The sequence below is a fragment of the Pantoea phosphatilytica genome, from assembly GCF_051025615.1.
Taxonomy (GTDB): Bacteria; Pseudomonadota; Gammaproteobacteria; order Enterobacterales; family Enterobacteriaceae; genus Pantoea.
This window is the reverse complement of the sequence record NZ_JBPFDF010000010.1, coordinates 1-25,950: the sequence shown is the minus strand read 5'-3', so window position 1 is coordinate 25,950 and position 25,950 is coordinate 1. Positions and strand designations below refer to the sequence as shown.

General features: G+C 55.6%; 22 protein-coding genes and 1 riboswitch. Of the genes, 16 read left to right on the top strand and 6 right to left on the bottom strand.

Translation table 11 applies throughout. From position 1 onward, the window contains the following. From ACR6AS_RS20400 to rpoC, 9 genes are all read left to right on the top strand, one after another. Positions 1-131 (top strand): EF-Tu C-terminal domain-related protein (locus tag ACR6AS_RS20400; RefSeq protein ID WP_083070736.1); only part of this gene is annotated, 131 nt, incomplete at its 5' end. Positions 132-362: 231 nt separating this feature from the next. Next, positions 363-746, top strand: coding sequence for a preprotein translocase subunit SecE (gene secE, locus ACR6AS_RS20395; protein ID WP_111142233.1), 384 nt, complete (start codon positions 363-365; stop codon positions 744-746). A 1-nt stretch (position 747) separates the two neighbouring features. Further along, a complete protein-coding gene (nusG, locus tag ACR6AS_RS20390) occupies positions 748-1,293 on the top strand; it encodes a transcription termination/antitermination protein NusG (RefSeq protein ID WP_003848088.1) in 546 nt (181 codons plus the stop codon). Between the two features lie 149 nt (positions 1,294-1,442). Continuing rightward, complete coding sequence (rplK, locus tag ACR6AS_RS20385; RefSeq protein ID WP_006121495.1) at positions 1,443-1,871, top strand: 50S ribosomal protein L11; 429 nt, start codon at positions 1,443-1,445, stop codon at positions 1,869-1,871. Positions 1,872-1,874: 3 nt separating this feature from the next. Continuing rightward, positions 1,875-2,579: a 50S ribosomal protein L1 gene (gene rplA / locus ACR6AS_RS20380; protein WP_009092662.1), complete on the top strand. Its 705-nt coding sequence runs from the start codon at positions 1,875-1,877 to the stop codon at positions 2,577-2,579. A 358-nt stretch (positions 2,580-2,937) separates the two neighbouring features. After that, positions 2,938-3,435, top strand: a complete 498-nt coding sequence (rplJ, locus tag ACR6AS_RS20375) for a 50S ribosomal protein L10 (protein WP_028722878.1) — start codon at positions 2,938-2,940, stop codon at positions 3,433-3,435. Between the two features lie 66 nt (positions 3,436-3,501). Beyond that, entirely contained in the window at positions 3,502-3,864 is a 363-nt protein-coding gene (gene rplL / locus ACR6AS_RS20370) for a 50S ribosomal protein L7/L12 (RefSeq protein WP_009092660.1), read from the top strand. Positions 3,865-4,193: 329 nt separating this feature from the next. Continuing rightward, positions 4,194-8,222: a DNA-directed RNA polymerase subunit beta gene (rpoB, locus tag ACR6AS_RS20365; protein WP_111141251.1), complete on the top strand. Its 4,029-nt coding sequence runs from the start codon at positions 4,194-4,196 to the stop codon at positions 8,220-8,222. Between the two features lie 129 nt (positions 8,223-8,351). After that, positions 8,352-12,575, top strand: a complete 4,224-nt coding sequence (gene rpoC / locus ACR6AS_RS20360) for a DNA-directed RNA polymerase subunit beta' (protein ID WP_111141250.1) — start codon at positions 8,352-8,354, stop codon at positions 12,573-12,575. Between the two features lie 54 nt (positions 12,576-12,629). On the opposite strand, the gene ACR6AS_RS20355 is transcribed toward rpoC, so the two are convergent. Then, positions 12,630-12,812 carry a DUF1127 domain-containing protein gene (locus ACR6AS_RS20355; protein ID WP_111141249.1) on the bottom strand — a complete coding sequence of 61 codons (183 nt, stop codon included), beginning with the start codon at positions 12,810-12,812 and terminating at the stop codon, positions 12,630-12,632. 171 nt (positions 12,813-12,983) lie between these two features. On the opposite strand from ACR6AS_RS20355, the gene ACR6AS_RS20350 reads away from it, so the two are divergent. Continuing rightward, positions 12,984-14,441: an aminotransferase-like domain-containing protein gene (locus ACR6AS_RS20350; protein WP_434163552.1), complete on the top strand. Its 1,458-nt coding sequence runs from the start codon at positions 12,984-12,986 to the stop codon at positions 14,439-14,441. Between the two features lie 179 nt (positions 14,442-14,620). Here the strand turns inward: ACR6AS_RS20350 and thiE are convergent, their stop codons facing one another. From thiE to rsd, 3 genes are all read right to left on the bottom strand, one after another. Next, positions 14,621-15,256 carry a thiamine phosphate synthase gene (thiE, locus tag ACR6AS_RS20345; protein WP_111141247.1) on the bottom strand — a complete coding sequence of 212 codons (636 nt, stop codon included), beginning with the start codon at positions 15,254-15,256 and terminating at the stop codon, positions 14,621-14,623. 2 nt (positions 15,257-15,258) lie between these two features. After that, complete coding sequence (gene thiC / locus ACR6AS_RS20340; protein ID WP_418804268.1) at positions 15,259-17,181, bottom strand: phosphomethylpyrimidine synthase ThiC; 1,923 nt, start codon at positions 17,179-17,181, stop codon at positions 15,259-15,261. An 87-nt stretch (positions 17,182-17,268) separates the two neighbouring features. Further along, a riboswitch (TPP riboswitch) is annotated at positions 17,269-17,369 on the bottom strand. Positions 17,370-17,520: 151 nt separating this feature from the next. Beyond that, complete coding sequence (gene rsd / locus ACR6AS_RS20335) at positions 17,521-18,027, bottom strand: sigma D regulator (RefSeq protein ID WP_111141245.1); 507 nt, start codon at positions 18,025-18,027, stop codon at positions 17,521-17,523. Positions 18,028-18,116: 89 nt separating this feature from the next. Between rsd and nudC the strand changes: the two genes are divergently transcribed. The 6 genes from nudC (at position 18,117) to ACR6AS_RS20305 (ending at position 22,513) form a co-directional block, all read left to right on the top strand. Continuing rightward, entirely contained in the window at positions 18,117-18,887 is a 771-nt protein-coding gene (gene nudC, locus ACR6AS_RS20330; protein ID WP_111141244.1) for an NAD(+) diphosphatase, read from the top strand. Between the two features lie 40 nt (positions 18,888-18,927). Further along, positions 18,928-19,995, top strand: a complete 1,068-nt coding sequence (gene hemE, locus ACR6AS_RS20325) for a uroporphyrinogen decarboxylase (protein ID WP_111141243.1) — start codon at positions 18,928-18,930, stop codon at positions 19,993-19,995. A gap of 2 nt (positions 19,996-19,997) precedes the next feature. Further along, complete coding sequence (gene nfi, locus ACR6AS_RS20320; RefSeq protein ID WP_111141242.1) at positions 19,998-20,666, top strand: deoxyribonuclease V; 669 nt, start codon at positions 19,998-20,000, stop codon at positions 20,664-20,666. A gap of 63 nt (positions 20,667-20,729) precedes the next feature. Beyond that, positions 20,730-21,320: a YjaG family protein gene (locus ACR6AS_RS20315; RefSeq protein WP_111141241.1), complete on the top strand. Its 591-nt coding sequence runs from the start codon at positions 20,730-20,732 to the stop codon at positions 21,318-21,320. Between the two features lie 188 nt (positions 21,321-21,508). Continuing rightward, positions 21,509-21,781 carry a nucleoid-associated protein HU-alpha gene (gene hupA / locus ACR6AS_RS20310; RefSeq protein ID WP_003850136.1) on the top strand — a complete coding sequence of 91 codons (273 nt, stop codon included), beginning with the start codon at positions 21,509-21,511 and terminating at the stop codon, positions 21,779-21,781. Between the two features lie 69 nt (positions 21,782-21,850). Beyond that, positions 21,851-22,513 (top strand): DUF1481 domain-containing protein, encoded by a 663-nt coding sequence (locus ACR6AS_RS20305; protein WP_434163551.1) that lies wholly within the window; start codon positions 21,851-21,853, stop codon positions 22,511-22,513. A gap of 31 nt (positions 22,514-22,544) precedes the next feature. Here the strand turns inward: ACR6AS_RS20305 and purD are convergent, their stop codons facing one another. Together purD and purH are read right to left on the bottom strand one after the other, a co-directional pair. Then, a complete protein-coding gene (gene purD, locus ACR6AS_RS20300) occupies positions 22,545-23,825 on the bottom strand; it encodes a phosphoribosylamine--glycine ligase (protein WP_111141239.1) in 1,281 nt (426 codons plus the stop codon). A gap of 19 nt (positions 23,826-23,844) precedes the next feature. Then, on the bottom strand, positions 23,845-25,434 hold the full coding sequence (gene purH / locus ACR6AS_RS20295) for a bifunctional phosphoribosylaminoimidazolecarboxamide formyltransferase/IMP cyclohydrolase (RefSeq protein WP_367395995.1): 1,590 nt from the start codon (positions 25,432-25,434) through the stop codon (positions 23,845-23,847). Between the last annotated feature and the right edge of the window lie 516 nt (positions 25,435-25,950).

Here is a 25,950-nt window from a genome sequence, read left to right as displayed (position 1 = left end):
TGCCAGGCGACAACATCAAAATGGTTGTTACCCTGATCCACCCAATCGCAATGGACGAAGGTCTGCGCTTCGCAATCCGCGAAGGTGGCCGTACCGTTGGCGCGGGTGTTGTTGCTAAAGTTATCGCATAATTACCGATAACGTTTGACGCAATGCACACGGAAAGGGCATCATTTGATGCCCTTTTTGCACGCTGTTTTATAGAACCTGGCTCATCAGTGATTTTTTCGATCATAATCATTGCTGAGACAGGCTCTGTCATGCGGCGTTAGATACCGAGTTACGCCTCAAAAGCTCATTCGGTTTGGACGCCTCGCACTGCGGGGCAGAATAGTTTCTGAATTATTGTGGCAGGTTGGTTTATGAGTGCGAATACCGAAGCTCAAGGGAGCGGGCGTGGCCTGGAAGCGGTAAAGTGGGTAGCAGTCGTGGTACTGCTGCTTGCGGCGATTGTAGGTAACTACCTCTATCGTGATGTATCACTGCCACTGCGCGCGTTAGCCGTAGTTGTACTGATTGCAGCGGCTGGCGGCATTGCGCTTTTAACGACCAAAGGCAAAGCGACCGTGGCTTTTGCTCGTGAAGCAAGAACAGAAATGCGTAAGGTTATCTGGCCAACCCGCCAGGAAACGCTGCACACCACGTTAATCGTTGCCGCGGTGACTGCCGTGATGTCACTGATTTTGTGGGGGCTGGATGGTATTCTGGTCCGTCTGGTATCGTTTATCACTGGCCTGAGGTTCTGAGATGTCTGAAGCTCCAAAGAAACGCTGGTACGTCGTACAGGCGTTTTCCGGTTTTGAAGGCCGCGTAGCTCAATCGCTGCGCGAGCATATCAAATTGCATAACATGGAAGAGCTGTTTGGCGACGTCATGGTTCCGACTGAAGAAGTCGTTGAGATTCGTGGTGGCCAGCGTCGTAAGAGCGAGCGCAAGTTTTTCCCGGGATATGTACTGGTTCAGATGGTGATGAATGACGCCAGCTGGCACCTGGTGCGCAGTGTCCCGCGCGTGATGGGTTTCATCGGCGGAACATCTGACCGTCCGGCACCGATCAGCGACAAAGAAGTTGATGCGATCATGAACCGTCTGCAGCAGGTCGGTGACAAGCCCCGTCCGAAAACGCTGTTTGAGCCAGGTGAAATGGTTCGTGTTAACGACGGTCCTTTTGCCGACTTTAACGGTGTCGTCGAAGATGTGGATTACGAGAAGAGCCGCCTGACGGTTTCCGTTTCCATCTTCGGACGTGCAACGCCGGTCGAACTCGACTTCGGTCAGGTGGAGAAAGGTTAACCTCTTTCCGCTCACAAATTAGCTGTTGCAGCAGGCGCGAAATTTAACTACAATTTCGCGCCTTTTGTTTTTATGCGCTGGCAACAGCGTATAAATCGTTATCACGGGGAGCCTTTTTACAGGCGCTATAACCCAATTGAGGAAATATCATGGCTAAGAAAGTCCAAGCCTACGTCAAGCTGCAGGTTGCAGCTGGTATGGCGAACCCAAGTCCACCGGTTGGTCCAGCTCTGGGTCAGCAGGGTGTTAACATCATGGAATTCTGTAAAGCGTTCAACGCCAAGACCGAATCTCTGGAAAAAGGTCTGCCGACTCCTGTTGTTATCACCGTATACAGCGACCGCTCTTTCACTTTCATTACCAAAACGCCTCCGGCTGCCGTACTGCTGAAAAAAGCAGCGGGCATCAAGTCTGGTTCTGGTAAGCCGAACAAAGATAAAGTCGGTAAAGTGACTCGTGCTCAGGTACGTGAAATCGCAGAAACCAAAGCTGCGGACATGACTGGTTCTGACGTTGAAGCGATGACTCGCTCAATCGAAGGTACTGCTCGTTCCATGGGCCTGGTAGTAGAGGACTAAGAAATGGCTAAGCTGACCAAGCGCATGACCGTAATTCGCGACAAAGTTGACGCGACCAAGCAGTATGACATTGCTGAAGCTGTTGCTCTGCTGAAAGAACTGGCTACTGCCAAGTTCGTTGAAAGCGTTGACGTTGCTGTCAACCTCGGCATCGATGCACGTAAATCTGATCAGAACGTACGCGGCGCGACCGTTCTGCCACACGGTACTGGTCGTTCAGTACGTGTTGCTGTCTTCACCCAGGGTGCTAACGCTGAAGCTGCTAAAGCAGCAGGCGCGGAGCTGGTTGGTATGGAAGACCTGGCTGAGCAGATCAAGAAAGGCGAAATGAATTTTGACGTTGTTATTGCTTCTCCGGATGCAATGCGCGTTGTTGGCCAGCTGGGCCAGATTCTGGGTCCACGCGGCCTGATGCCAAACCCGAAAGTTGGTACTGTAACGCCTAACGTTGCTGAAGCGGTTAAGAACGCTAAAGCGGGTCAGGTTCGTTATCGTAACGACAAAAACGGCATCATCCACACGACCATCGGTAAAGTGGACTTTGACGCTGACAAACTGAAAGAAAACCTGGAATCTCTGCTGGTTGCGCTGAAAAAAGCAAAACCATCTCAGGCGAAAGGCGTGTACATCAAGAAAGTCAGCCTTTCAACCACCATGGGCGCCGGCGTTGCCGTTGACCAGGCGGGTCTGAACGCAACAGCAAACTAATTGCTGCTTGAAACGGGCGAAAAATTCACCTAGAATCTTACGCCCGTTGTTCTGTTATTAACAGAACAGGGCACCAGAGAGCCGGAACGGAGCGTTATCGCTTTTTCTTCTGCCTCTGCTGCGTCGCACAGAATTTAGGTTGGAGCCAGGCCTTATCCTGGCCTCCGTCCAAGACCGCAGGAGCGGCTTATCTCCGGATAAACTGCTTAATATCCTGCGTAGACGGTGACAGAACCAAAAGAATTTTTTCTTAGCTGGATTCTGCTCACCGTGTTCGAGCGCTTATTTCCCCTCGGGTGAATGAGTGAAGTGAGTTCCGGGGAAATCCTTTCCCGGTCAAATCCAGGAGCAAAAGCTAATGGCATTAAATCTTCAAGACAAACAAGCGATTGTTGCTGAAGTCAGCGAAGTAGCCAAAGGTGCGCTTTCAGCGGTTGTTGCGGATTCCCGTGGCGTTACCGTTGATAAAATGACCGAACTGCGTAAAGCAGGTCGTGAAGCTGGCGTTTACATGCGTGTTGTTCGTAACACCCTGCTGCGCCGCGTCGTTGAAGGTACTCAGTTTGAGTGCCTGAAAGACACGTTTGTTGGTCCGACCCTGATTGCATATTCTTTGGAACACCCGGGCGCTGCTGCTCGTCTGTTCAAAGATTTCGCGAAAGCGAATGCAAAATTTGAGGTCAAAGCTGCAGCCTTTGAAGGTGAGCTGATCACGGCGGCCAATATTGACCGTCTGGCAACGCTGCCGACCTACGAAGAAGCACTGGCACGTCTGATGTCGACCATGAAAGAAGCCGCTGCTGGCAAACTGGTCCGCACTCTGGCTGCTGTACGCGACGCAAAAGAAGCGGCTTAAGGCCAGACTCTTTTTCTTCGTGTTTGCTAACGTATAAACTTTTTCTGATTCTTAGGAACAATTGTTATGTCTATCACTAAAGACCAAATTCTGGAAGCTGTTGCAGCTATGTCCGTAATGGAAGTAGTTGAGCTGGTTTCTGCTATGGAAGAAAAATTCGGCGTTTCTGCTGCTGCTGCTGTAGCTGTTGCTGCGGGCCCGGCTGAAGCTGTTGAAGAAAAAACTGAATTCGACGTCGTACTGAAAGCTGTTGGCGCGAACAAAGTAGCAGTAATCAAAGCCGTACGTACTGCAACTGGTCTGGGCCTGAAAGAAGCCAAAGATCTGGTTGAAGCAACTGGCGTGATCAAAGAAGGCATCAGCAAAGACGACGCAGCTGCACTTGAAGCTGCTCTGAAAGAAGCTGGCGCTGAAGTTGAAGTTAAGTAAGACAACCCTCGGGTTGCAGTCTGAGTAGTTTCAGACTGATGGCTGGTGACTTTTTGGTCACCAGCCTTTTTGCGCTACAGGGTTTCAATGGGGTTTCACACTGTTTGTCCATTGCTACTCTTCAATATCTTTCTCTATCGACGACTTAATATACCGCTTTCCTGAGTGGGTTCCCTGCCTTCGCAAAAGCGATGAAATGATTTAAGCGTGATAGAAAGAGGTATTGCACTGCTGCCCCGCAGCCAGTGAATCAAACAAAATCGTGTTGCATGAACTGTCCTGTCAGGACGGACAGCGTGGGTCGACTTGTCAGCTAGCTGAGGAACCCTATGGTTTACTCCTATACCGAGAAAAAACGTATTCGTAAGGATTTTGGTAAACGTCCACAAGTACTGGACATACCTTATCTCCTTTCCATCCAGCTCGACTCGTTCCAGAAGTTTATCGAGCAAGATCCAGAAGGTCAGTACGGGCTGGAAGCTGCATTCCGCTCTGTATTCCCTATTGCGAGCTACAGCGGCAACTCTGAGCTGCAGTATGTCAGCTATCGCCTGGGCGAACCTGTCTTTGACGTGAAAGAGTGTCAGATCCGTGGCGTGACCTATTCGGCACCGCTGCGCGTGAAACTGCGTCTGGTGATCTATGAGCGCGAAGCGCCAGAAGGCACCGTAAAAGATATTAAAGAACAAGAAGTCTACATGGGCGAAATTCCGCTCATGACCGACAACGGTACCTTTGTCATCAACGGTACCGAGCGCGTTATCGTTTCTCAGCTGCACCGTAGTCCTGGCGTGTTCTTTGACAGCGATAAGGGTAAAACCCACTCTTCGGGTAAAGTGCTTTATAACGCACGTATCATCCCTTACCGCGGTTCATGGCTCGACTTTGAGTTTGACCCGAAAGATAACCTGTTTGTCCGTATTGACCGTCGTCGTAAGCTGCCGGCCACTATCATCCTGCGTGCGTTACAGTTCACGACGCCTCAGATCCTCGATCTCTTCTTTGAGAAAGTGGTCTTTGAAATCCGTGACAACAAGCTGCAGATGGAGCTGGTACCTGAGCGCCTGCGCGGTGAAACTGCGACCTTCGATATCGAAGCGAACGGCACCGTCTACGTCGAAAAAGGTCGCCGCATCACTGCGCGCCATATCCGTCAGCTGGAAAAAGATGGCATTCAGCACATCGAAGTTCCGGTTGAATATATCGCGGGCAAAGTGGTCGCGAAAGATTACATCGATGAGAGCACCGGTGAGCTGATTGTTGCAGCGAACATGGAGCTGTCGCTGGATCTGCTGGCTAAACTGAGCCAGTCCGGTCACAAGCGCATCGAAACGCTGTTCACCAACGATCTGGACCACGGTCCATATATGTCTGAGACCCTGCGTGTTGACCCAACCAGCGATCGCCTGAGCGCCCTGGTTGAGATCTACCGCATGATGCGTCCTGGTGAGCCGCCAACGCGTGAAGCCGCAGAGAACCTGTTCGAAAACCTCTTCTTCTCTGAAGATCGTTACGACCTGTCTGCTGTCGGCCGTATGAAATTCAACCGCTCATTGCTGCGTGATGAAATCGAAGGTTCAGGTATCCTGAGCAAAGAAGACATCATCGAAGTGATGAAGAAGCTGATCGACATCCGTAACGGTAAAGGGGAAGTGGACGATATCGACCACCTCGGCAACCGTCGTATTCGTTCAGTCGGCGAAATGGCTGAGAACCAGTTCCGCGTGGGTCTGGTCCGTGTTGAGCGTGCGGTTAAAGAGCGTCTGTCACTGGGCGATCTGGATACCCTGATGCCACAGGACATGATCAACGCTAAGCCGATTTCGGCTGCGGTCAAAGAGTTCTTTGGTTCAAGCCAGCTGTCTCAGTTCATGGACCAGAACAACCCGCTGTCAGAGATTACGCACAAACGTCGTATCTCTGCTCTCGGCCCGGGTGGTCTGACGCGTGAGCGTGCCGGCTTCGAAGTGCGTGACGTACACCCAACGCACTACGGTCGTGTCTGCCCAATCGAGACCCCTGAAGGTCCGAACATCGGTCTGATCAACTCCTTGTCTGTTTATGCGCAGACCAATGAGTACGGTTTCCTTGAAACCCCGTATCGCCGTGTGATCGATGGCCTGGTCTCTGACGAGATTCATTACCTCTCTGCTATCGAAGAGGGTAACTACGTTATCGCACAGGCGAACGCCCCGCTGGATGACAACGGCGCGTTTGTGGATGACCTGGTCACCTGCCGTAGCAAAGGCGAATCGAGCCTGTTCAGCCGCGATCAGGTTGACTACATGGACGTTTCCACCCAGCAGGTGGTTTCTGTCGGTGCATCCCTGATCCCGTTCCTGGAACACGATGACGCCAACCGTGCTCTGATGGGTGCGAACATGCAACGTCAGGCCGTTCCGACTCTGCGTGCTGATAAGCCGCTGGTGGGTACCGGTATGGAACGTGCTGTTGCCGTTGACTCCGGTGTTACCGCCGTTGCTAAACGTGGCGGTACCGTTCAGTACGTTGACGCATCACGTATCGTGATCAAGGTGAACGAAGATGAGATGTATGCTGGCGAAGCCGGTATCGACATCTATAACCTGACCAAATACACCCGTTCTAACCAGAACACCTGTATCAACCAGATGCCATGTGTCTCTCTGGGTGAGCCGGTTGAACGTGGTGATGTGCTGGCTGATGGCCCGTCCACCGATCTGGGTGAACTGGCGCTGGGTCAGAACATGCGCGTCGCGTTCATGCCGTGGAACGGTTACAACTTCGAAGACTCCATCCTGGTCTCCGAGCGCGTGGTGCAGGAAGATCGCTTTACCACCATCCACATTCAGGAACTGGCTTGCGTGTCGCGTGACACCAAACTGGGGCCGGAAGAGATCACCGCTGACATCCCGAACGTGGGTGAAGCCGCACTCTCTAAACTGGATGAGTCAGGCATCGTCTACATCGGTGCTGAAGTGACCGGTGGTGACATTCTGGTCGGTAAGGTAACGCCGAAAGGTGAAACCCAGCTGACGCCAGAAGAGAAACTGCTGCGCGCGATCTTCGGTGAAAAAGCCTCTGACGTGAAAGATTCGTCACTGCGCGTACCGAATGGCGTGTCAGGTACCGTGATCGACGTTCAGGTCTTTACCCGCGATGGCGTGGAAAAAGACAAACGTGCGCTGGAAATCGAAGAGATGCAGCTGAAGCAGGCGAAGAAAGACCTGTCTGAAGAGCTGCAGATTCTGGAAGCGGGCCTGTTCAGCCGTATTCAGAACGTCCTGATCTCCGGTGGCGTTGAAGCAGACAAACTGGACAAGCTGCCGCGTGAGCGCTGGCTGGAGCTGGGTCTGAACGACGAAGCTAAGCAAAACCAGCTGGAACAGCTGGCCGAGCAGTACGACGAACTGAAGCACGAGTTTGAGAAGAAACTCGAAGGTAAGCGTCGTAAGATCACCCAGGGCGATGATCTGGCACCAGGCGTGCTGAAAATCGTTAAGGTTTATCTGGCCGTTAAGCGTCAGATTCAGCCGGGTGACAAGATGGCAGGTCGTCACGGTAACAAAGGTGTTATCTCCAAGATCAACCCGATCGAAGATATGCCTTACGATGAAAACGGCACGCCGGTCGACATCGTTCTGAACCCGCTGGGCGTACCATCGCGTATGAACATCGGTCAGATTCTGGAAACCCACCTGGGCATGGCGGCGAAAGGCATCGGCGAGAAGATCAACGCCATGCTGAAGAAGCAGGAAGAAGTCGCGAAACTGCGCGAATTCATCCAGCGCGCCTATGACCTGGGTACTGACCTGCGTCAGAGAGTTGACCTGAACACCTTCTCCGATGACGAAGTTCTGCGTCTGGCTGAGAACCTGAAGAAAGGTATGCCTATCGCCACTCCGGTGTTTGATGGCGCGAAAGAGAGCGAAATCAAAGAGCTGTTACAGCTCGGCGGCCTGCCTTCTTCCGGTCAGATTACCCTGTTTGACGGCCGTACCGGTGAGCAGTTCGAACGTCAGGTTACCGTTGGCTACATGTACATGCTGAAACTTAACCACCTGGTTGATGACAAGATGCATGCACGTTCTACCGGTTCCTACAGCCTGGTTACTCAGCAGCCGCTGGGTGGTAAGGCGCAGTTCGGTGGTCAGCGCTTTGGTGAGATGGAAGTATGGGCACTGGAAGCTTACGGTGCCGCCTATACCCTGCAGGAAATGCTTACCGTTAAGTCTGATGACGTCAACGGCCGTACCAAGATGTATAAAAACATCGTTGACGGCAACCATCAGATGGAACCGGGCATGCCGGAATCCTTCAACGTACTGTTGAAAGAGATTCGCTCGCTGGGTATCAACATCGAGCTGGAAGACGAGTAACCCCATTTCAGGCAGCGGTTCGCCGTTGCCTGAAAGCGCCGGGTTTAAAGCGCTCGCAATTGTACTGGTTACGGGGCGTTCAATTTCGGTTGGACGCCCCCTGAGTCTCACTCCGACGGGAGCTAATCCGTGAAAGACTTACTTAAGTTTCTGAAAGCGCAAACTAAGACCGAAGAGTTTGATGCGATCAAAATTGCGCTGGCTTCGCCAGACATGATCCGTTCCTGGTCTTTTGGTGAAGTGAAAAAGCCAGAAACCATTAACTACCGTACTTTCAAGCCAGAGCGCGATGGTCTGTTCTGTGCCCGTATCTTCGGGCCGGTAAAAGACTATGAGTGCCTGTGCGGTAAGTACAAGCGCCTGAAACACCGTGGTGTGATTTGTGAGAAGTGCGGCGTTGAAGTGACCCAGACTAAAGTACGCCGTGAGCGTATGGGCCACATCGAACTGGCGTCGCCGACCGCGCACATCTGGTTCCTGAAGTCACTGCCATCGCGTATCGGCTTACTGCTGGATATGCCGCTGCGTGACATCGAGCGTGTGCTCTACTTTGAATCTTACGTGGTAATCGAAGGTGGCATGACCAACCTCGAGAAGCGTCAGATCCTGACCGAAGAGCAGTACCTTGACGCACTGGAAGAGTTCGGTGACGAATTCGACGCCAAAATGGGCGCCGAAGCGATCCAGGCCCTGTTGAAAAACATGGATCTGGAGCAGGAGTGCGATCAGCTGCGTGAAGAGCTGAACGAAACGAACTCCGAAACCAAACGTAAAAAACTGACCAAGCGTATCAAGCTGCTGGAAGCGTTCGTACAGTCTGGTAACAAGCCAGAGTGGATGATCCTGACCGTGCTGCCTGTTCTGCCACCGGATCTGCGTCCGCTGGTACCGCTGGACGGTGGCCGTTTCGCAACGTCAGATCTGAACGATCTCTATCGTCGCGTGATCAACCGTAACAACCGTCTGAAGCGCCTGCTGGATCTGGCTGCGCCAGACATCATCGTGCGCAACGAAAAGCGTATGCTGCAGGAAGCGGTCGATGCTCTGCTGGATAACGGTCGTCGCGGTCGTGCGATCACCGGTTCCAACAAGCGTCCGCTGAAATCGCTGGCAGACATGATCAAAGGTAAGCAGGGTCGTTTCCGTCAGAACCTGCTGGGTAAACGTGTCGACTACTCTGGTCGTTCGGTTATCACCGTTGGTCCATACCTGCGTCTGCATCAGTGCGGCCTGCCGAAGAAAATGGCACTCGAGCTGTTCAAACCGTTCATTTACGGCAAGCTGGAACTGCGTGGCCTGGCCACCACCATCAAAGCCGCGAAGAAAATGGTTGAGCGCGAAGAAGCGGTTGTCTGGGATATCCTCGACGAAGTGATCCGTGAGCACCCGGTTCTGCTGAACCGTGCGCCTACGCTGCACCGTCTGGGTATTCAGGCTTTTGAACCGGTTCTGATCGAAGGTAAAGCGATTCAGCTTCACCCGCTGGTCTGTGCGGCCTATAACGCCGACTTCGATGGTGACCAGATGGCTGTCCACGTACCGCTGACGCTGGAAGCCCAGCTGGAAGCGCGTGCGCTGATGATGTCGACCAACAACATCCTGTCACCTGCGAACGGCGAGCCAATCATCGTTCCTTCTCAGGACGTTGTACTGGGTCTGTACTACATGACCCGTGACTGTGTTAACGCCAAAGGCGAAGGCATGGTGCTGACTGGCCCGAAAGAAGCTGAGCGTATTTATCGCGCTGGCCTCGCGTCTCTGCATGCTCGCGTGAAGGTGCGTATCACCGAACACGAGAAAAACGAGCAGGATGAGTGGGTCGCAAAAACCAGCCTGATCGACACGACTATCGGTCGCGCCATCCTGTGGATGATCGTGCCAAAAGGTCTGCCTTACTCCATCGTTAACCAGGCGCTGGGTAAAAAAGCTATCTCCAAAATGCTGAACACCTGTTACCGCATTCTGGGCCTGAAGCCGACCGTTATCTTCGCTGACCAGACCATGTACACCGGTTTCGCCTACGCTGCCCGTTCAGGCGCGTCAGTCGGTATCGACGACATGGTGATTCCAGAGAAGAAAGTGGAAATCATCACCGAAGCGGAAGCGGAAGTGGCTGAGATCCAGGAGCAGTTCCAGTCGGGTCTGGTTACCGCCGGCGAACGTTACAACAAAGTCATCGATATCTGGGCCGCCGCCAACGAACGTGTTGCCAAGGCGATGATGGAAAACCTCTCAACCGAAACCGTGATTAACCGTGACGGCGAAGAAGAGAAACAGGTTTCCTTTAACAGCATCTTTATGATGGCCGACTCTGGTGCGCGTGGTTCTGCTGCACAGATTCGTCAGCTGGCCGGTATGCGTGGTCTGATGGCGAAGCCGGATGGCTCGATCATTGAAACACCCATCACGGCGAACTTCCGTGAAGGGCTGAACGTACTCCAGTACTTCATCTCAACCCACGGTGCGCGTAAAGGTCTTGCGGATACCGCACTGAAAACAGCGAACTCCGGTTATCTGACGCGTCGTCTGGTTGACGTTGCTCAGGACCTGGTTGTCACTGAAGATGACTGTGGTACACACGAAGGCATCATGATGACGCCAGTCATCGAAGGTGGCGACGTGAAAGAGCCGCTGCGTGAACGTGTACTGGGTCGTGTGACTGCTGAAGACGTTCTGAAGCCAGGTACTGCAGATATTCTGGTCCCACGCAACACCCTGCTCGATGAGCACTGGTGTGACGTGCTGGAACTGAACTCCGTCGACAGCCTGAAAGTTCGCTCTGTTGTAGGTTGTGAAACCGACTTTGGTGTGTGTGCGCATTGCTACGGTCGCGATTTGGCACGCGGTCACATCATCAACAAAGGTGAAGCGATCGGTGTTATCGCGGCACAGTCCATCGGTGAGCCGGGTACACAGCTGACGATGCGTACGTTCCACATCGGTGGTGCGGCATCGCGTGCGGCTGCTGAATCCAGCATTCAGGTGAAGAACAAAGGTACCATCAAGCTGACCAACGCCAAGTCGGTAACGAACTCGGCCGGTAAGCTGGTGATCACCTCGCGTAACGTCGAACTGAAAATGATCGATGAATTTGGTCGTACCAAAGAGAGCTATAAAGTTCCTTACGGTTCTACCATGGCGAAAGGTGATGGTGAGCAGGTTGCTGCGGGCGAGACCGTGGCGAACTGGGATCCGCATACCATGCCAGTTATCACCGAAGTGGGCGGTTTCATTCGCTTCACGGACATGATCGATGGCCAGACCATTACCCGTCAGACAGATGACTTAACCGGTCTGTCTTCGCTGGTGGTTCTGGACAGTGCTGAGCGTACGTCAGGCGGTAAAGATCTGCGTCCTGCGCTGAAAATTGTTGATGCCAGCGGCAACGACGTTCTGATCCCGGGCACCGACATGCCGGCTCAGTACTTCCTGCCAGGTAAAGCGATTGTTCAGCTGGAAGATGGCGTGAAAATCAGTGCCGGTGACACCCTGGCGCGTGTACCGCAGGAATCTGGCGGTACCAAGGATATTACCGGTGGTCTGCCACGCGTTGCTGACCTGTTCGAAGCGCGTCGTCCGAAAGAGCCAGCAATCCTGGCGGAGATCAGCGGCATCATCTCCTTCGGTAAAGAGACCAAAGGTAAACGTCGTCTGGTGATCACTCCGCTGGATGGCAGCGAGCCATACGAAGAGATGATTCCGAAATGGCGTCAGCTGAACGTGTTCGAAGGTGAACGTGTTGAGCGCGGTGACGTGGTTTCCGATGGCCCAGAGTCTCCACATGACATCCTGCGTCTGCGTGGCGTGCATGCGGTGACCCGTTACATCACTAACGAAGTGCAGGAAGTTTACCGCCTGCAGGGCGTTAAGATTAACGATAAGCACATCGAAGTCATCGTTCGTCAGATGCTGCGTAAAGCCACCATCGTGAGCGCAGGCGGTGCAGACTTCCTGGAAGGTGAGCAGGCTGAGTACTCTCGCATCAAGATCTCTAACCGTGATCTGGAAGCGAACGGAAAAGTGGGCGCAACCTACGTGCGTGACCTGCTGGGTATTACCAAAGCGTCACTGGCTACCGAATCGTTCATCTCTGCTGCATCGTTCCAGGAGACCACCCGTGTCCTGACCGAAGCCGCAGTAGCAGGCAAGCGCGACGAACTGCGCGGCCTGAAAGAGAACGTGATCGTGGGTCGTCTGATCCCGGCCGGTACCGGTTATGCGTACCATCAGGATCGTATGCGTCGCAAAGCGGCAGGCGAAGTACCAGTTGTACCGCAGGTGACTGCGGATGAAGCATCAGCCAGCCTGGCTGAACTGCTGAACGCCGGTCTCGGCGGCAACAAAGACGATTAATCGTCCCCGCCTGATAAAAAACCCTGCTCCGGCAGGGTTTTTTTTATCTCTTTTTCAGGCTTTCCACTCATTACGGCGGATGCCAATATCCCTGAGCTGCTGGTCACTCAGCTTCGACAGAATGGCAGTGGTCTCCCGCCGCAGCTGCCAGCGTCTGAAACAGCGCCACAGATAACGAACCAGGTGGTAAGGCGTACCGGTAAATGGCTTAGCTGCGCGATTCTCATCGTATCCCATGATAGTGCCCTCAGTGATGTGAGAGGCTATTTTCCGCAAAGCGGTCTGTATGATACAGATTCAAAAATCACCTTTTTTTAACATACAGATTGCGGTAAACACGATCTGAATGGTAAAAACAGAGTTCAACTGTACTGGTTACTGCTCAGCATCTGAGCCGGAGTAAATACAATGACCCGTTATGAACATCTGGCTTCGCTGCTGGCTCAGCGCATCGAACAGGGACTGTACCGCAGTGGGGAACGTCTGCCTTCGGTGCGTACCCTCAGTGCTGAACATGGCGTCAGTATCAGTACGGTACAGCAGGCTTATCATCTGCTGGAAGAGAAGCAGATGATCACGCCGCAGTCACGCTCCGGCTACTTTGTCGCCGCCTGTAAATCGACACCGCCGATCCCGGCGCTGACGCGCCCCGTGCAGCGGCCGGTGGAGGTCACACAGTGGGATGCGGTGCTGGAGCTGATTAACGGTCGGCTGGAAGAGGATGTCCTGCAGCTGGGCAGCGGGATGCCCGATGTGACGCAGCCGACGCTTAAGCCGCTCTGGAAAGCGTTCGGCCGCCAGGCGCAGAAGCAGGAAACCGCGCTGCTCAACTATGACAATCTTTATGGCGTACTCGCGCTGCGACAGCAGATAGCACGGCTGGCGATCGATAGCGGCTGCCAGCTCACGGCCGGGGAGATTGTGATTACCACCGGCTGTCACGAAGCGTTATCCGTTAGCGTCCGGGCAGTCTGCGAGCCGGGTGATATTATTGCCGTTGAGTCACCGTCGTTTCACGGCATTATGCAGACGCTGCGCGGCTTTGGCATCCGCGCCATCGAGATCCCGACCGATGCGGCGACCGGCATCAGTCTGGAGGCGCTGGAACTGGCCTTCGACCAGTGGCCGATCAAAGCTGTTGTGGTTGTGCCGAACTGTAATAATCCGCTGGGATTTATCATGCCGGAGTCGCGTAAGCGGGCGTTGCTGGCGCTGGCGCAGCGGTTTGACGCCGCGATTATCGAAGATGATGTGTATGGTGAACTGGCCTGGGACTATCCGCGGCCTCCGGCTATCAAAGCGTTTGATCTGGACGGCCGGGTTCTGCTCTGCAGCTCCTTTTCAAAAACGCTGGCGCCGGGTTTGCGCGTCGGCTGGGTGGTACCCGGCCGCTATCGTGACCGCGTACTGCATATGAAATATATCGTTACCGGCTCCACCGCCACGCAGCCTCAGCATGCGGTCTCCGAATTTATCCGTCAGGGCCATTATCAGCCCCATCTGCGCCGGATGCGGCAGATCTATCACCGCAACTATGAACGCTTCAGCTGCTGGGTGCGCCACTACTTTCCCTGCGGTATCTGCGTGTCACGTCCTCAGGGCGGCTTTCTGATGTGGATCGAACTCCCCGAGGCCTTCGATGCGGTCCGGCTTAACCGTGAACTGCGCGAGTCGAAAATACAGATCGCCGTAGGTTCACTTTTTTCGGCCTCAGGTAAATACCGTAACTGCCTGCGTCTGAACTACGGCCTGCCTGTTAACGAACAGACTGAACAGGCACTGGCACAGGTCGGGGCGGCCGTTGAACGCGCGATGATCTCATGTCAGCATGAGACGCCAGGCCCGGCCTCCGCGCTGACATCGTGAACAAGGAGGCAGGGCCGGCAAGAGGAGTGAACCGGCCCTGGTCAGATAACCTTAACCTGACGACGCCCACGTTAAGGCTCTGCACCCCAGCGCGCCAGCGGCAACTTTCTCTTCTGCGACAGGCTTTCCGCAGAGCATACCGGTGTTACCCGTTTTGCCGTCGCGCTGCGGAACAGATCTCAGCATCCCTGCCCATCGCCTTCGGTCAGCGCCAGCAGCGTCGCGGTGGCGGCACGCCAGTCCTCCGCCTGGGTAATCGCACTCACCACCGCAATGCTGCCCACGCCGGTAGCCAGCACCCCGGGCGCACGGGCTATCGAGATCCCGCCAATCGCCACGGTAGGGATGTCGGTCAGACGGGCCAGATGCTGTTTCAGCTGCTCAAGGCCCTGCGGCGCAGACGGCATCGCTTTGGTCTGAGTCGGGAATATATGGCCCAGCGCGATGTAAGAGGGCTGGATCGCCAGGGCGCGATCCAGTTCCGCATCATCATGGGTCGAGATCCCCAGCCGTAAGCCGGCCTGCCGAATGCGGTCAAGATCGGCGACATCCAGATCCTCCTGCCCCAGATGCACGCCATAAGCCTGATGCTTTATCGCCAGCGCCCAGTAATCATTGATAAACAGGCGCGCATCGTAACGTTTCCCCAGCGCAATCGCCTGCGCAATGGCAGGCTCAGCGATCGCCTCGGGCTGATCTTTGATGCGCAGCTGGATCGTGCGGACGCCCGCCTCCAGCAGGCGGGCGATCCAGTCGGGGCTGTCAACCACCGGATAAAGCCCCAGGCGCGGGGCGGTAGCAGGAAATGCGGGCATCGTTAATCCTCCTTCAGGGTGTCGGCGGGGTGATAGAGTTCACCGCCGTGGCGACGAAAACGGTCTGACATCTGCGCCATGCCTACGGTGACAGGCTCGGCGCGCGTATCCTGGCGGGCGGCGAACGCGCGCACCTCCTGGGAAATTTTCATCGAGCAGAATTTCGGGCCGCACATTGAGCAGAAGTGCGCCACCTTGCCCGACGCCTGCGGCAGGGTTTCGTCATGCATCGCCCGGGCGGTGTGGGGATCGAGGGCCAGATTGAACTGATCTTCCCAGCGGAATTCAAAGCGTGCTTTGGACATCGCGTTATCGCGGATCTGCGCGCCCGGATGGCCTTTCGCCAGATCGGCGGCGTGCGCCGCGATTTTGTAGGTGATCAATCCCTGTTTCACATCCTCCTTGTTCGGCAGGCCCAGATGCTCTTTAGGGGTGACGTAACAGAGCATGGCGCAGCCAAACCAGCCGATCATGGCGGCGCCGATACCGGAGGTGAAATGGTCATAGCCGGGCGCGATATCGGTGGTCAGTGGGCCAAGCGTGTAGAAGGGCGCTTCATCGCACAGGTCGAGCTGTTCGGTCATGTTGCGGCGGATCATGTGCATCGGCACATGGCCCGGCCCTTCAATCATCACCTGAACGTCATACTCCCAGGCGATGCGGGTCAGTTCGCCCAGGGTGCGCAGCTCAGCAAACTGCGCCTCATCGTTGGCATCCTGAATCGAACCCGGACGTAAACCGTCACCCAGTGACAGGGCGACATCATAAGCGGCGCAGATTTCACAGATTTCCCGGAAATGCTGATAGAGAAAGTTCTCCTGATGGTGCGACAGACACCATTTCGCCATGATCGACCCGCCGCGTGACACAATGCCGGTCAGCCGCTTCGCCGTCATCGGCACATAGCGCAGCAGCACGCCCGCGTGGATGGTGAAGTAATCCACCCCCTGTTCCGCCTGCTCAAGCAGCGTATCCCGGAAGATCGTCCAGTTCAGCGACTCGGCCACGCCATTCACTTTTTCCAGCGCCTGATAGATCGGGACGGTGCCGATGGGCACCGGGCTGTTGCGCAGGATCCATTCGCGCGTTTCATGGATATAGCGTCCGGTGGAGAGATCCATCACCGTATCGGCGCCCCAGCGGGTGGACCAGACCAGCTTCTCCACTTCCTCTTCAATGGAAGAGGTCACCGCGGAATTGCCGATATTGGCGTTGACCTTCACCAGAAAGTTGCGGCCGATGATCATCGGTTCCGATTCAGGGTGGTTGATATTGGCCGGGATGATGGCGCGACCGGCCGCTACCTCCTGCCGCACGAACTCGGGCGTTATCGCGGCGGGCAGATGTGCGCCAAAACTGTGGCCCGGATGCTGTTGCAGCAGCACCTCCGCGCGGATGCGTTCCCGGCCCATATTTTCCCGCAGAGCGATGAACTCCATCTCCGGGGTAACGATCCCCTGACGGGCGTAGTGCAGCTGCGTAACGCGGCGGCCTGCGCGGGCGCGTCGCGGGATCGGCAGCTGGTCGAAACGCAGGTGGTCCAGCCCCTCATCGGCCAGCCGCTGCTGGGTATAGCCGGAGCTGTTCTGGCTCAGTGGTTCACTGTCGTCGCGTTCTGCAATCCAGCCGGCGCGCAGCTTCGCCAGACCACGATGCACATCGATCTCTGCGGCGGGATCGCCATAGGCACCCGCCGTGTCATAGACCGGCACGGCTTCATTCTGCTCATAAAGTGGCGCTTCTTTACTGCCGCCGGTATGGGTCGGCGTCATTTCGATTTCCCGCATCGGCACGCGGATATCGTCCCGGCTGCCGGTTATCCAGATGCGACGGGAGCGGGGAAACGCACTGCCACCCCGCAGGGAGTGGATAAACGCCTGCGCCTGGGCGCGTTGTTCACGACGGGTCATTTTAGGGTCAGACATAGCAATCTTCCTGTTAAAGGGAAACGATGCTTGTCCGGAGTCCGGAAGGAGTAAGCGTACAGACAGCGCACAACGGCTGGCAGACAGCGACTGATTACTCTTGTTCCCTTCGCAGGTTCTAACCTGATCAGGTTCCGCGGATCCCGAATTAACGGTCTCAGCCCGGATGGGCACTCCGACAAGAAGCGGTTTTTACGCAGGCGCTTAGCGCAGCCTCAGCGGTAAAAACGTGATATTTCAACACACAAATAAAAAAGGTTCTTTGGCGTCTCTGCCTCAGAACCTGTTCAGCATAAAAGGGCTATCGGATAATCTCAATACCCCTGTTACGAATCGGCATTATGCCGGACGGGCGATCTGGCTGTCGTTGGCCACGGGCGGCGCGGCCAGCTGATTATCCCACGCGAGCTGGATCAGCTTATCTTCCAGCGTAAAGCGCGCTTCCAGCACCTCGCCCACTTCGGACAGTGCCTGCTGGAAGGTCATGCAGTTCTCATCGTCAATCGCCTGCTGCAGGTGACCATCATACAGCTGCATCAGACGCTCCGTATTCGCTTCCAGCGGCGGGTAGATCTGCGCAGCGGCAATCATCGGGCTGTCACCACTCATCTCATTGATGACGCGCTCATAGATGCTGAAGTGACCTGCAGAAAGGTAATCGACCAGGCTGTGACAGAAGTTGTCCAGCGCCTGCTCATCCAGACGCGTCAGCGCCTCTTTGTTGGGTTTAAGACCGACGAGGTGATAATAGTTCACCAGCAGCTGACGACGGGCTTCAAGCCATGAATCGACCAGTTCATTACTGCCACCTACGCGTTCAGCCAGGACTTCTAACTGGTTAAGCATATCTAACTCCATGTGAGTTATAGTTGTTTATCTACACACTTAACATCAGGGCTTCAGCGTGCGATTTGACGCTAAGGATGACGAAATAAATGCAATGCGAAATCTCAAGCGTAGACGCTGGATGGTGGATTGTCAGCCATGAACAGAAACTTTGGTTGCCACAAGGTGATTTACCCCACGGAAACGCCGAAAAATTCGGTTTAACGGGCAGTAAAGCCCGGACGATTGGGGAGTGGCAGGGTGAAAAAGTCTGGCTGATTTGCGAGCCGCGCTCAGCAGAGATGTTTTCGGTGCGGCAGCTGATCGATCAGGATGTGGAACTGTTTCAGCTGGCCGGACGCGGCGTGCAGCTGGCAGAGTTCTACCGCTCTCATCGCTGGTGCGGCTACTGCGGGCATGAAATGCATCACAGCAAACATGAGTTTGCCTGTCTGTGCAGCCATTGTCGCGAACGCTACTATCCGCAGATCGCACCCTGCATCATTGTGGCTATCCGTCGCGGCGATGAGATCCTGCTGGCGAATCATGCCCGGCATCGCAACAAGGTTTACACCGTACTGGCGGGGTTTGTCGAGGTCGGCGAAACCCTGGAGCAGGCCGTCGCCCGCGAGGTCATGGAAGAGAGCAATATCCGCATCAAAAACGTCCGTTATGTCACCTCCCAGCCGTGGCCCTTCCCGCAATCTCTGATGACGGCGTTTATGGCGGAGTATGAAAGTGGCGATCTGCAGCACGATGGCAAAGAGCTGCTGGATGCGGCCTGGTTCCGTTTCGATGATCTGCCGCTGCTGCCTCCGCCGGGCACCGTGGCGCGCCGCCTGATTGAAGATACCGTCGCCCTGTGCCGCGCGGAAGCGTGAAAGTGCTACACTACACGCCTGTTATTGAGAGAGTGTTGAGATGAGTGAACTGAAGAACGATCGTTATTTGCGTGCCCTGTTACGTCAGCCGGTCGATGTCACGCCGGTATGGATGATGCGACAAGCCGGGCGCTATTTGCCGGAGTACAAAGCGACGCGCGCCCAGGCGGGTGACTTTATGTCGCTGTGTAAAAACGCCGAGCTGGCCTGCGAAGTGACTCTGCAGCCGCTGCGCCGTTATCCGCTGGATGCCGCCATCCTCTTCAGTGACATCCTGACTATTCCGGATGCGATGGGACTGGGACTCTATTTTGAAGCGGGTGAAGGTCCGCGTTTCGCTAACCCTGTGACCTGCCGTGCAGACGTTGAGCGTTTACCGGTGCCCGATCCGGAAATGGAGCTGGGCTATGTGATGAATGCCGTCCGCACCATCCGTAAAAATCTCAACGGCGAACTGCCGCTGATTGGCTTCTCGGGCAGCCCCTGGACGCTGGCGACCTATATGGTCGAAGGCGGCAGCAGCAAGGCCTTTACCCGCATCAAAAAGATGATGTATGCCGAGCCCGCGACGCTGCACGCAATGCTGGACAAGCTGGCCGACAGCGTCATTCTCTATCTCAACGCGCAGATCCGCGCCGGTGCGCAGTCCGTGATGGTGTTTGACACCTGGGGCGGCGTGCTGACCGGTCGTGATTACCGCGAGTTTTCACTCCACTACATGCACAAAATTGTCGATGGCCTGCTGCGTGAAAACGACGGCCGCCGGGTGCCGGTGACGCTGTTCACCAAAGGGGGCGGACAGTGGCTGGAAGCGATGGCGGCCACCGGCTGTGATGCGCTGGGTCTCGACTGGACCACCGATATCGATGACGCACGCCGTCGCGTAGGCGACAAAGTGGCGCTGCAGGGCAATATGGACCCCTCTATGCTCTATGCGGCCCCTGAGCGTATCGAACAGGAAGTGGCGGGTATCCTTGAGCGCTTTGGCGCGGGCACCGGCCACGTCTTCAATCTGGGGCACGGTATTCATCAGGATGTCCCGCCAGAAAATGCCGGCGTCTTTGTGGAGGCGGTGCACCGTCTGTCACGTCCCTGGCATCAGGAGTAATCATGGATATTGCCGCACTTCGCGCTGAGCAGCTTCAACGCGCCGCTGACGTGGTGCGTGAAGATGACTTTGACGTACTGCCGCCCCGCTTTATTGGCGGAGCGGACGTAGGATTCGAACAGGAGGGCGCGATCACGCGGGCGGCGATGGTCGTGCTGGAATATCCCTCGCTGAAGCTGGTGGAGCACCGCATCGCCCGTATTGAAACCACCATGCCCTATATTCCGGGCTTCCTCTCGTTCCGGGAATATCCGGCGCTGATGGCGGCGTGGGAGATGCTGGAGCAGAAGCCTGACCTGCTGTTTGTGGATGGACACGGTATCTCCCATCCCAGACGGCTCGGCGTCGCGTCACATTTTGGCCTGCTGGTGGATGTCCCGACGATTGGGGTCGCCAAGCGCCGCCTGTGTGGCCGTTTTGAAGAGCCTGACGCGCAGCCTGGCAGTCGTCAGCCGCTGATGGACAAAGGCGAACAGATAGGCTGGGTCTGGCGCAGCAAGCAGCGCTGCAATCCGCTGTTTGTCGCCACGGGGCATCGGGTCAGCCTGGATACCGCGCTACAGTGGGTTGAAAATTGTACGCGCGGTTACCGTCTGCCGGAACCGACACGCTGGGCGGATGCGGTCGCCTCCAACCGAACCGCTTTCCAGCGCTGGCAAAACGCGCTTTAACACTGTTTGTGCTGCGCTTTTGCAGTTACACTGCGGCCAGCGAAACGAATAAGAGCCACCTTTATGTTACAAAATCCCGTTCATCTGCGTCTGGCGAAGCTGCAAAGCTGGCAGCACCTGACTTTTATGGCCTGCCTCTGCGAACGCATGTATCCCAACTATCACGCATTCTGCGAGCAGACTGAATTTGCCGAACCGGCACTCTATCGTCGTATTCTTGATCTGATCTGGGAAAGCCTGACGGTCAAAGATGCGAAGATTAACTTCGACAGCCAGCTGGAAAAGCTCGAAGCCGCCATTCCTGATGGTGATGCGTTTGAGGTTTACGGCGTCTATCCGGCTATCGATGCCTGCGTGGCATTGAGCGAAGTCGTTCATGCGCAGCTGAGCGGGGAAACGCTTGAGCATGCCATTGAAGTCAGCAGGACCTCAATTACGACGGTGGCCATGCTGGAAATGACCCAGGCAGGGCGCGAGATGACCGACGAAGAGCTGCGTGAAAACCCGGCTGTCATTGATGAGTGGGACCTTCAGTGGGAGATTTTCCGCCTGCTGGCGGAGTGTGAAGAGCGCGACCTGGAATTGATTAAGGGTCTGCGATCTGACCTGCGTGAAGCGGGAATTAGCAACATCGGTATAAATTTCCAGCAGTAAGGCGATAAAACGTGACTTCAGGCCCGAATTAGCGCGCCTGGAGGCTTCACATCGGCCCCCTCTCTGGTCTACATTTGGGGGGCTGAAAATTGTGGCTATCGGTGCGTGCAGGCAGAAGAGTGCCAGAATATGGCTTTTCCCTCGCACTCGTTGCTTAGCAAGCGATAAATACACTTTAAGGATAACTTATGAACAAGACTCAACTGATTGATGTGATCGCAGAAAAAGCTGACCTGTCTAAAACCCAGGCAAAGGCAGCGCTGGAATCAACTCTGGCTGCGATCACTGAGTCTCTGAAAGATGGTGATGCTGTACAACTGGTTGGTTTTGGTACTTTTAAAGTGAACCACCGCGCTGAGCGTACCGGTCGTAACCCGCAGACTGGCAAAGAGATCAAAATCGCTGCAGCAAACGTACCGGCATTCGTGTCTGGTAAAGCGCTGAAAGACGCCGTTAAGTAAGACGTCGCACTGCGGTTAAGCTTTAAAACAGGGGGCGTTTCGCCCCTTTTGTTTAAGAGGCCTGCCATCATGACCCCGCTGTTTCAGCGTTTATCTGTTTTCTCTCTCTCCCTGTTTCTTTTTGGCTGTAGCGCCACCCCGGATATTCCTCCCTTTTCTGCCAGCGGCTATCTTGCCGATCGCGGCGTCGTGCGTATCTGGCGCAAAAACAACGATCATCAGTCAGTACATATCCGTACTCTCTATACGCCGTTCAGCGGCGGTGAGGGGGAGGTAACGGACTATGTCTGGCTGGAGGATGCCCTGACCAGCATTCAGCGGCAGGTAAAGGGGAATGCGCCCGATGATGTGACCCTGCGCTTTGACCAGGCGGGCGGCCTTACCTTTATGCAGCGTCAGCTTGCAGGACGCCGAGAAGCGGTCAGCCCTGATGCAGTTGAGCTCTATAAGTTTGATGCGCAGCGGATGCGTAACCTCAGCGATGCGCTGCTGAGCGGCCGTGTGTTTCTCCGGCAGGGACACTGGCAGGGAAACGGGAGAGTGACCCTTTGTGAAGGCCAGCAGGTCAGACCGTCATTTGACGCTGATGCGGTGCAGATGCTGATACAGCAGCAGAGTAATGCGCCGGCACCGCTGATGGTGTCATGGCTTGAAGCGCCGGAAGGCGTCCAGCTGTTGCGGATGAGCCAGCAGGATGCGTGCTCACAGCAGCCGACAGAAGACGATATGTGAAGGGAAAGGGGGCACCGGGTGCCCCCTGAACTTATTTGCGATTAATCGCGCGGTAGCCGATATCGTGACGGCAGAAGCTGCCCTGCCACGAGATAGGCTTTGTCAGCTCATAGGCGCGCTGCTGGGCGGCGGCCACATCCTCACCCAGCGCAGTGACACAGAGCACGCGGCCGCCGTTGGTCAGTACCCGATCCTCTTCCAGACGGGTTCCGGCATGGAAGACCTTACCATCCGCAACTTCTTCCAGTGGCAGACCATGGATCTGATCGCCCTGCGCGTAGTCACCCGGATAACCGCCTGCCGCCAGCACCACGCCCAGCGCAGGACGGGGATCCCACTCTGACGTTTTTTGATCCAGCTTACCGTCGCAGGCGGCCAGGCAAAGATCGACCAGATCCGACTGCAGGCGCAGCATGATCGGCTGCGTTTCCGGATCGCCAAAGCGGCAGTTGAATTCGATCACTTTCGGCTGACCGGTGTGATCGATCATCAGTCCGGCATAGAGAAAACCGGTGTAGACGTTGCCTTCAGCGGCCATGCCACGCACGGTCGGCCAGATAACCTGATCCATGACACGCTGGTGGATCTCATCCGTCACAACCGGAGCCGGTGAATAAGCCCCCATTCCGCCGGTATTCGGTCCGGTGTCGCCGTCGCCGACACGTTTATGATCCTGGCTGGTGGCCATCGGCAGCACATGTTCGCCATCGACCATAACGATAAAGCTGGCTTCTTCACCCTCAAGAAACTCTTCAATCACGATGCGGTGTCCGGCATCGCCAAAAGCGTTACCGGCCAGCATATCCTGCACCGCCTCTTCGGCTTCCTGCAGCGTCATCGCGACAATAACGCCTTTACCCGCCGCCAGGCCATCGGCCTTAATGACGATAGGCGCGCCTTTCTCGCGCAGCCAGGCCAGAGCCGGCTCAACTTCGGTGAAGTTCTGGTAAGCGGCGCTGGGGATCTGATGACGCGCCAGGAAATCCTTGGTAAACGCTTTCGATCCTTCCAGCTGTGCAGCGGCCTGGGTCGGGCCAAAGATTTTAAGCCCGGCCTCACGGAAAGCATCGACCACGCCAGTCACCAGCGGGGCTTCCGGCCCGACAATCGTCAGATCGATCTTTTCACGCCGGGCAAACTCAAGCAGGGCAGGGATATCGGTCGCGCTGATGGCGACATTCTGCAATGCTGGCTCCAGTGCCGTTCCGGCGTTACCCGGCGCAACGAACACGGTTTCCGCTAGCGGCGACTGAGCGGCTTTCCAGGCCAGCGCATGTTCACGTCCGCCGTTGCCGATTACTAAAATTTTCATCTGTTACTCTCCGGAGTGATTAATGGCGGAAGTGGCGCATGTCGGTGAAGATCATGGCAATGCCGTGCTCATCCGCAGCCGCGATCACTTCTTCATCGCGGATAGAGCCGCCAGGCTGGATCACACAGCTCACACCCACTGCGGCTGCGGCATCAATACCGTCGCGGAAGGGGAAGAACGCATCCGACGCCATCGCCGAGCCTTTAACTTCCAGACCTTCATCACCTGCTTTAATACCCGCAATCTTCGCGGAATAGACGCGGCTCATCTGCCCGGCGCCGATACCGATCGTCATGCCGTCGCGTGCATAAACGATGGCGTTCGATTTCACAAATTTGGCCACCTTCCAGCAGAACAGCGCATCACGCAGCTCCTGTTCTGACGGCTGACGCTTGCTGACAACGCGCAGCTGGCTGGCGTCGACCATGCCGAGATCGCGATCCTGAACCAGCAGGCCGCCGTTCACACGTTTGAAATCCAGCGCCGCCGTGCGGGTCTGCCACTGACCGCAAATCAGCACACGAACGTTCTGCTTAGTTGCGGTGATTTTCAGGGCCGCATCGGAAACGGCCGGAGCGATGATCACCTCGACGAACTGACGGCTGATAATCGCCTGCGCCGTTGCTTCATCCAGCTCGCGGTTAAAGGCGATGATGCCGCCGAATGCGGAGGTCGGGTCGGTCTGATAAGCGCGGTCATAGGCTGACAGCAGGCTGTCACCGGTTGCCACGCCGCAGGGGTTGGCATGCTTGACGATAACGCAGGCGGGCTCGCTGAACTCTTTCACACACTCCAGCGCCGCGTCTGTGTCGGCAATGTTGTTATAAGAGAGTGCCTTGCCCTGAACCTGTTGCGCCGTCGCTACCGAGGCTTCAGCAATGTTCTCTTCTATATAGAAGGCGGCATCCTGATGGCTGTTTTCACCGTAGCGCATATCCTGCTTCTTAATGAAGTTCAGATTCAGGGTACGAGGGAAGCGGCCGGCGGGCTGATTACGTTCGCCGTGATAGGCGGGCACAAGACTGCCGAAGTAGTTAGCGATCATGCTGTCGTACGAGGCGGTGTGTTCAAACGCCTTAATCGCCAGATCGAATCGGGTCTCAAGCGTCAGGCCATTCTCATGGGCATCCATCTCAGCGATGATCGCCTCGTAGTCGCCACTGCTGACCACGATAGCCACATCCTTATGGTTCTTGGCAGCCGAGCGCACCATGGTCGGGCCGCCGATATCAATGTTCTCTACGGCATCTTCCAGTGAGCATCCTTCACGGGCAACCGTCTGTGCAAAGGGATAAAGATTAACGACCACCATGTCGATTGGGCTGATGTCATGCTGCGCCATGATGGCATCATCCTGGCCGCGACGACCTAAAATGCCGCCATGCACTTTCGGATGCAGGGTTTTGACACGTCCATCCATCATTTCCGGGAAGCCGGTGTAGTCAGAGACTTCGGTGACAGCCAGACCCGCCTCTGCCAGCAGGCGAGCGGTTCCACCTGTAGAGAGCAGTTCAACACCGCGATGGGAGAGCGCCTGAGCAAATTCGAGGATACCGGCTTTGTCAGAGACACTGAGCAAGGCGCGGCGTACAGGACGAGGTTGTTGCATGGTGGTTTATCCCTTGGCTTTGTTTCGCGTATATAAGAGCGTTACATCAGGTTTTAGCGCACTTTTCTCTTCTCTATAAGAAGTAAAAAATCAAAAACCTCAGGTAACGCCCCGAAAAGGGGTAGCCGTATCGCTGTCCGGCATTGTAGCGAAAACGTTTGCGTGATGCTCGTCTAAATTCATCTCACCCATGCAGTGTGGATAACATTGTGCGTAACTGCGTATAACAGCGGCTTTTGCTGTGGAATGCAGCGAACACGCTTTTTTATGCAATTTATGGGTTGCGCCGCCTGAACAACTCCCTATAATGCGCCTCCATCAACACGGCACACCGGCAACGGGAAGCGCGTTGAAGGCACAGGAGACTGCGCCGCCGGAGAAAACTTCTGAAAAAAGAGGTTGACTCTGAAGGAGGAAAGCGTAATATACGCCACCTCGCGACAGGACGCTAACGCACTGTTCGCACTGCTCTTTAACAATTTATCAGACAATCTGTGTGGGCACTCGCAGGATTGA

Bases quoted from the DNA above. Each gene is read 5' to 3' on its own strand.
- secE (WP_111142233.1), top strand. From the start codon at position 363: ATGAGTGCGAATACCGAAGCTCAAGGGAGCGGGCGTGGCCTGGAAGCG.
- nusG (WP_003848088.1), top strand. From the start codon at position 748: ATGTCTGAAGCTCCAAAGAAACGCTGGTACGTCGTACAGGCGTTTTCC.
- rplK (WP_006121495.1), top strand. From the start codon at position 1,443: ATGGCTAAGAAAGTCCAAGCCTACGTCAAGCTGCAGGTTGCAGCTGGT.
- rplA (WP_009092662.1), top strand. From the start codon at position 1,875: ATGGCTAAGCTGACCAAGCGCATGACCGTAATTCGCGACAAAGTTGAC.
- rplJ (WP_028722878.1), top strand. From the start codon at position 2,938: ATGGCATTAAATCTTCAAGACAAACAAGCGATTGTTGCTGAAGTCAGC.
- rplL (WP_009092660.1), top strand. From the start codon at position 3,502: ATGTCTATCACTAAAGACCAAATTCTGGAAGCTGTTGCAGCTATGTCC.
- rpoB (WP_111141251.1), top strand. From the start codon at position 4,194: ATGGTTTACTCCTATACCGAGAAAAAACGTATTCGTAAGGATTTTGGT.
- ACR6AS_RS20355 (WP_111141249.1), bottom strand. From the start codon at position 12,812: ATGGGATACGATGAGAATCGCGCAGCTAAGCCATTTACCGGTACGCCT.
- ACR6AS_RS20350 (WP_434163552.1), top strand. From the start codon at position 12,984: ATGACCCGTTATGAACATCTGGCTTCGCTGCTGGCTCAGCGCATCGAA.
- thiE (WP_111141247.1), bottom strand. From the start codon at position 15,256: ATGCCCGCATTTCCTGCTACCGCCCCGCGCCTGGGGCTTTATCCGGTG.
- thiC (WP_418804268.1), bottom strand. From the start codon at position 17,181: ATGTCTGACCCTAAAATGACCCGTCGTGAACAACGCGCCCAGGCGCAG.
- rsd (WP_111141245.1), bottom strand. From the start codon at position 18,027: ATGCTTAACCAGTTAGAAGTCCTGGCTGAACGCGTAGGTGGCAGTAAT.
- nudC (WP_111141244.1), top strand. From the start codon at position 18,117: ATGCAATGCGAAATCTCAAGCGTAGACGCTGGATGGTGGATTGTCAGC.
- hemE (WP_111141243.1), top strand. From the start codon at position 18,928: ATGAGTGAACTGAAGAACGATCGTTATTTGCGTGCCCTGTTACGTCAG.
- nfi (WP_111141242.1), top strand. From the start codon at position 19,998: ATGGATATTGCCGCACTTCGCGCTGAGCAGCTTCAACGCGCCGCTGAC.
- ACR6AS_RS20315 (WP_111141241.1), top strand. From the start codon at position 20,730: ATGTTACAAAATCCCGTTCATCTGCGTCTGGCGAAGCTGCAAAGCTGG.
- hupA (WP_003850136.1), top strand. From the start codon at position 21,509: ATGAACAAGACTCAACTGATTGATGTGATCGCAGAAAAAGCTGACCTG.
- ACR6AS_RS20305 (WP_434163551.1), top strand. From the start codon at position 21,851: ATGACCCCGCTGTTTCAGCGTTTATCTGTTTTCTCTCTCTCCCTGTTT.
- purD (WP_111141239.1), bottom strand. From the start codon at position 23,825: ATGAAAATTTTAGTAATCGGCAACGGCGGACGTGAACATGCGCTGGCC.
- purH (WP_367395995.1), bottom strand. From the start codon at position 25,434: ATGCAACAACCTCGTCCTGTACGCCGCGCCTTGCTCAGTGTCTCTGAC.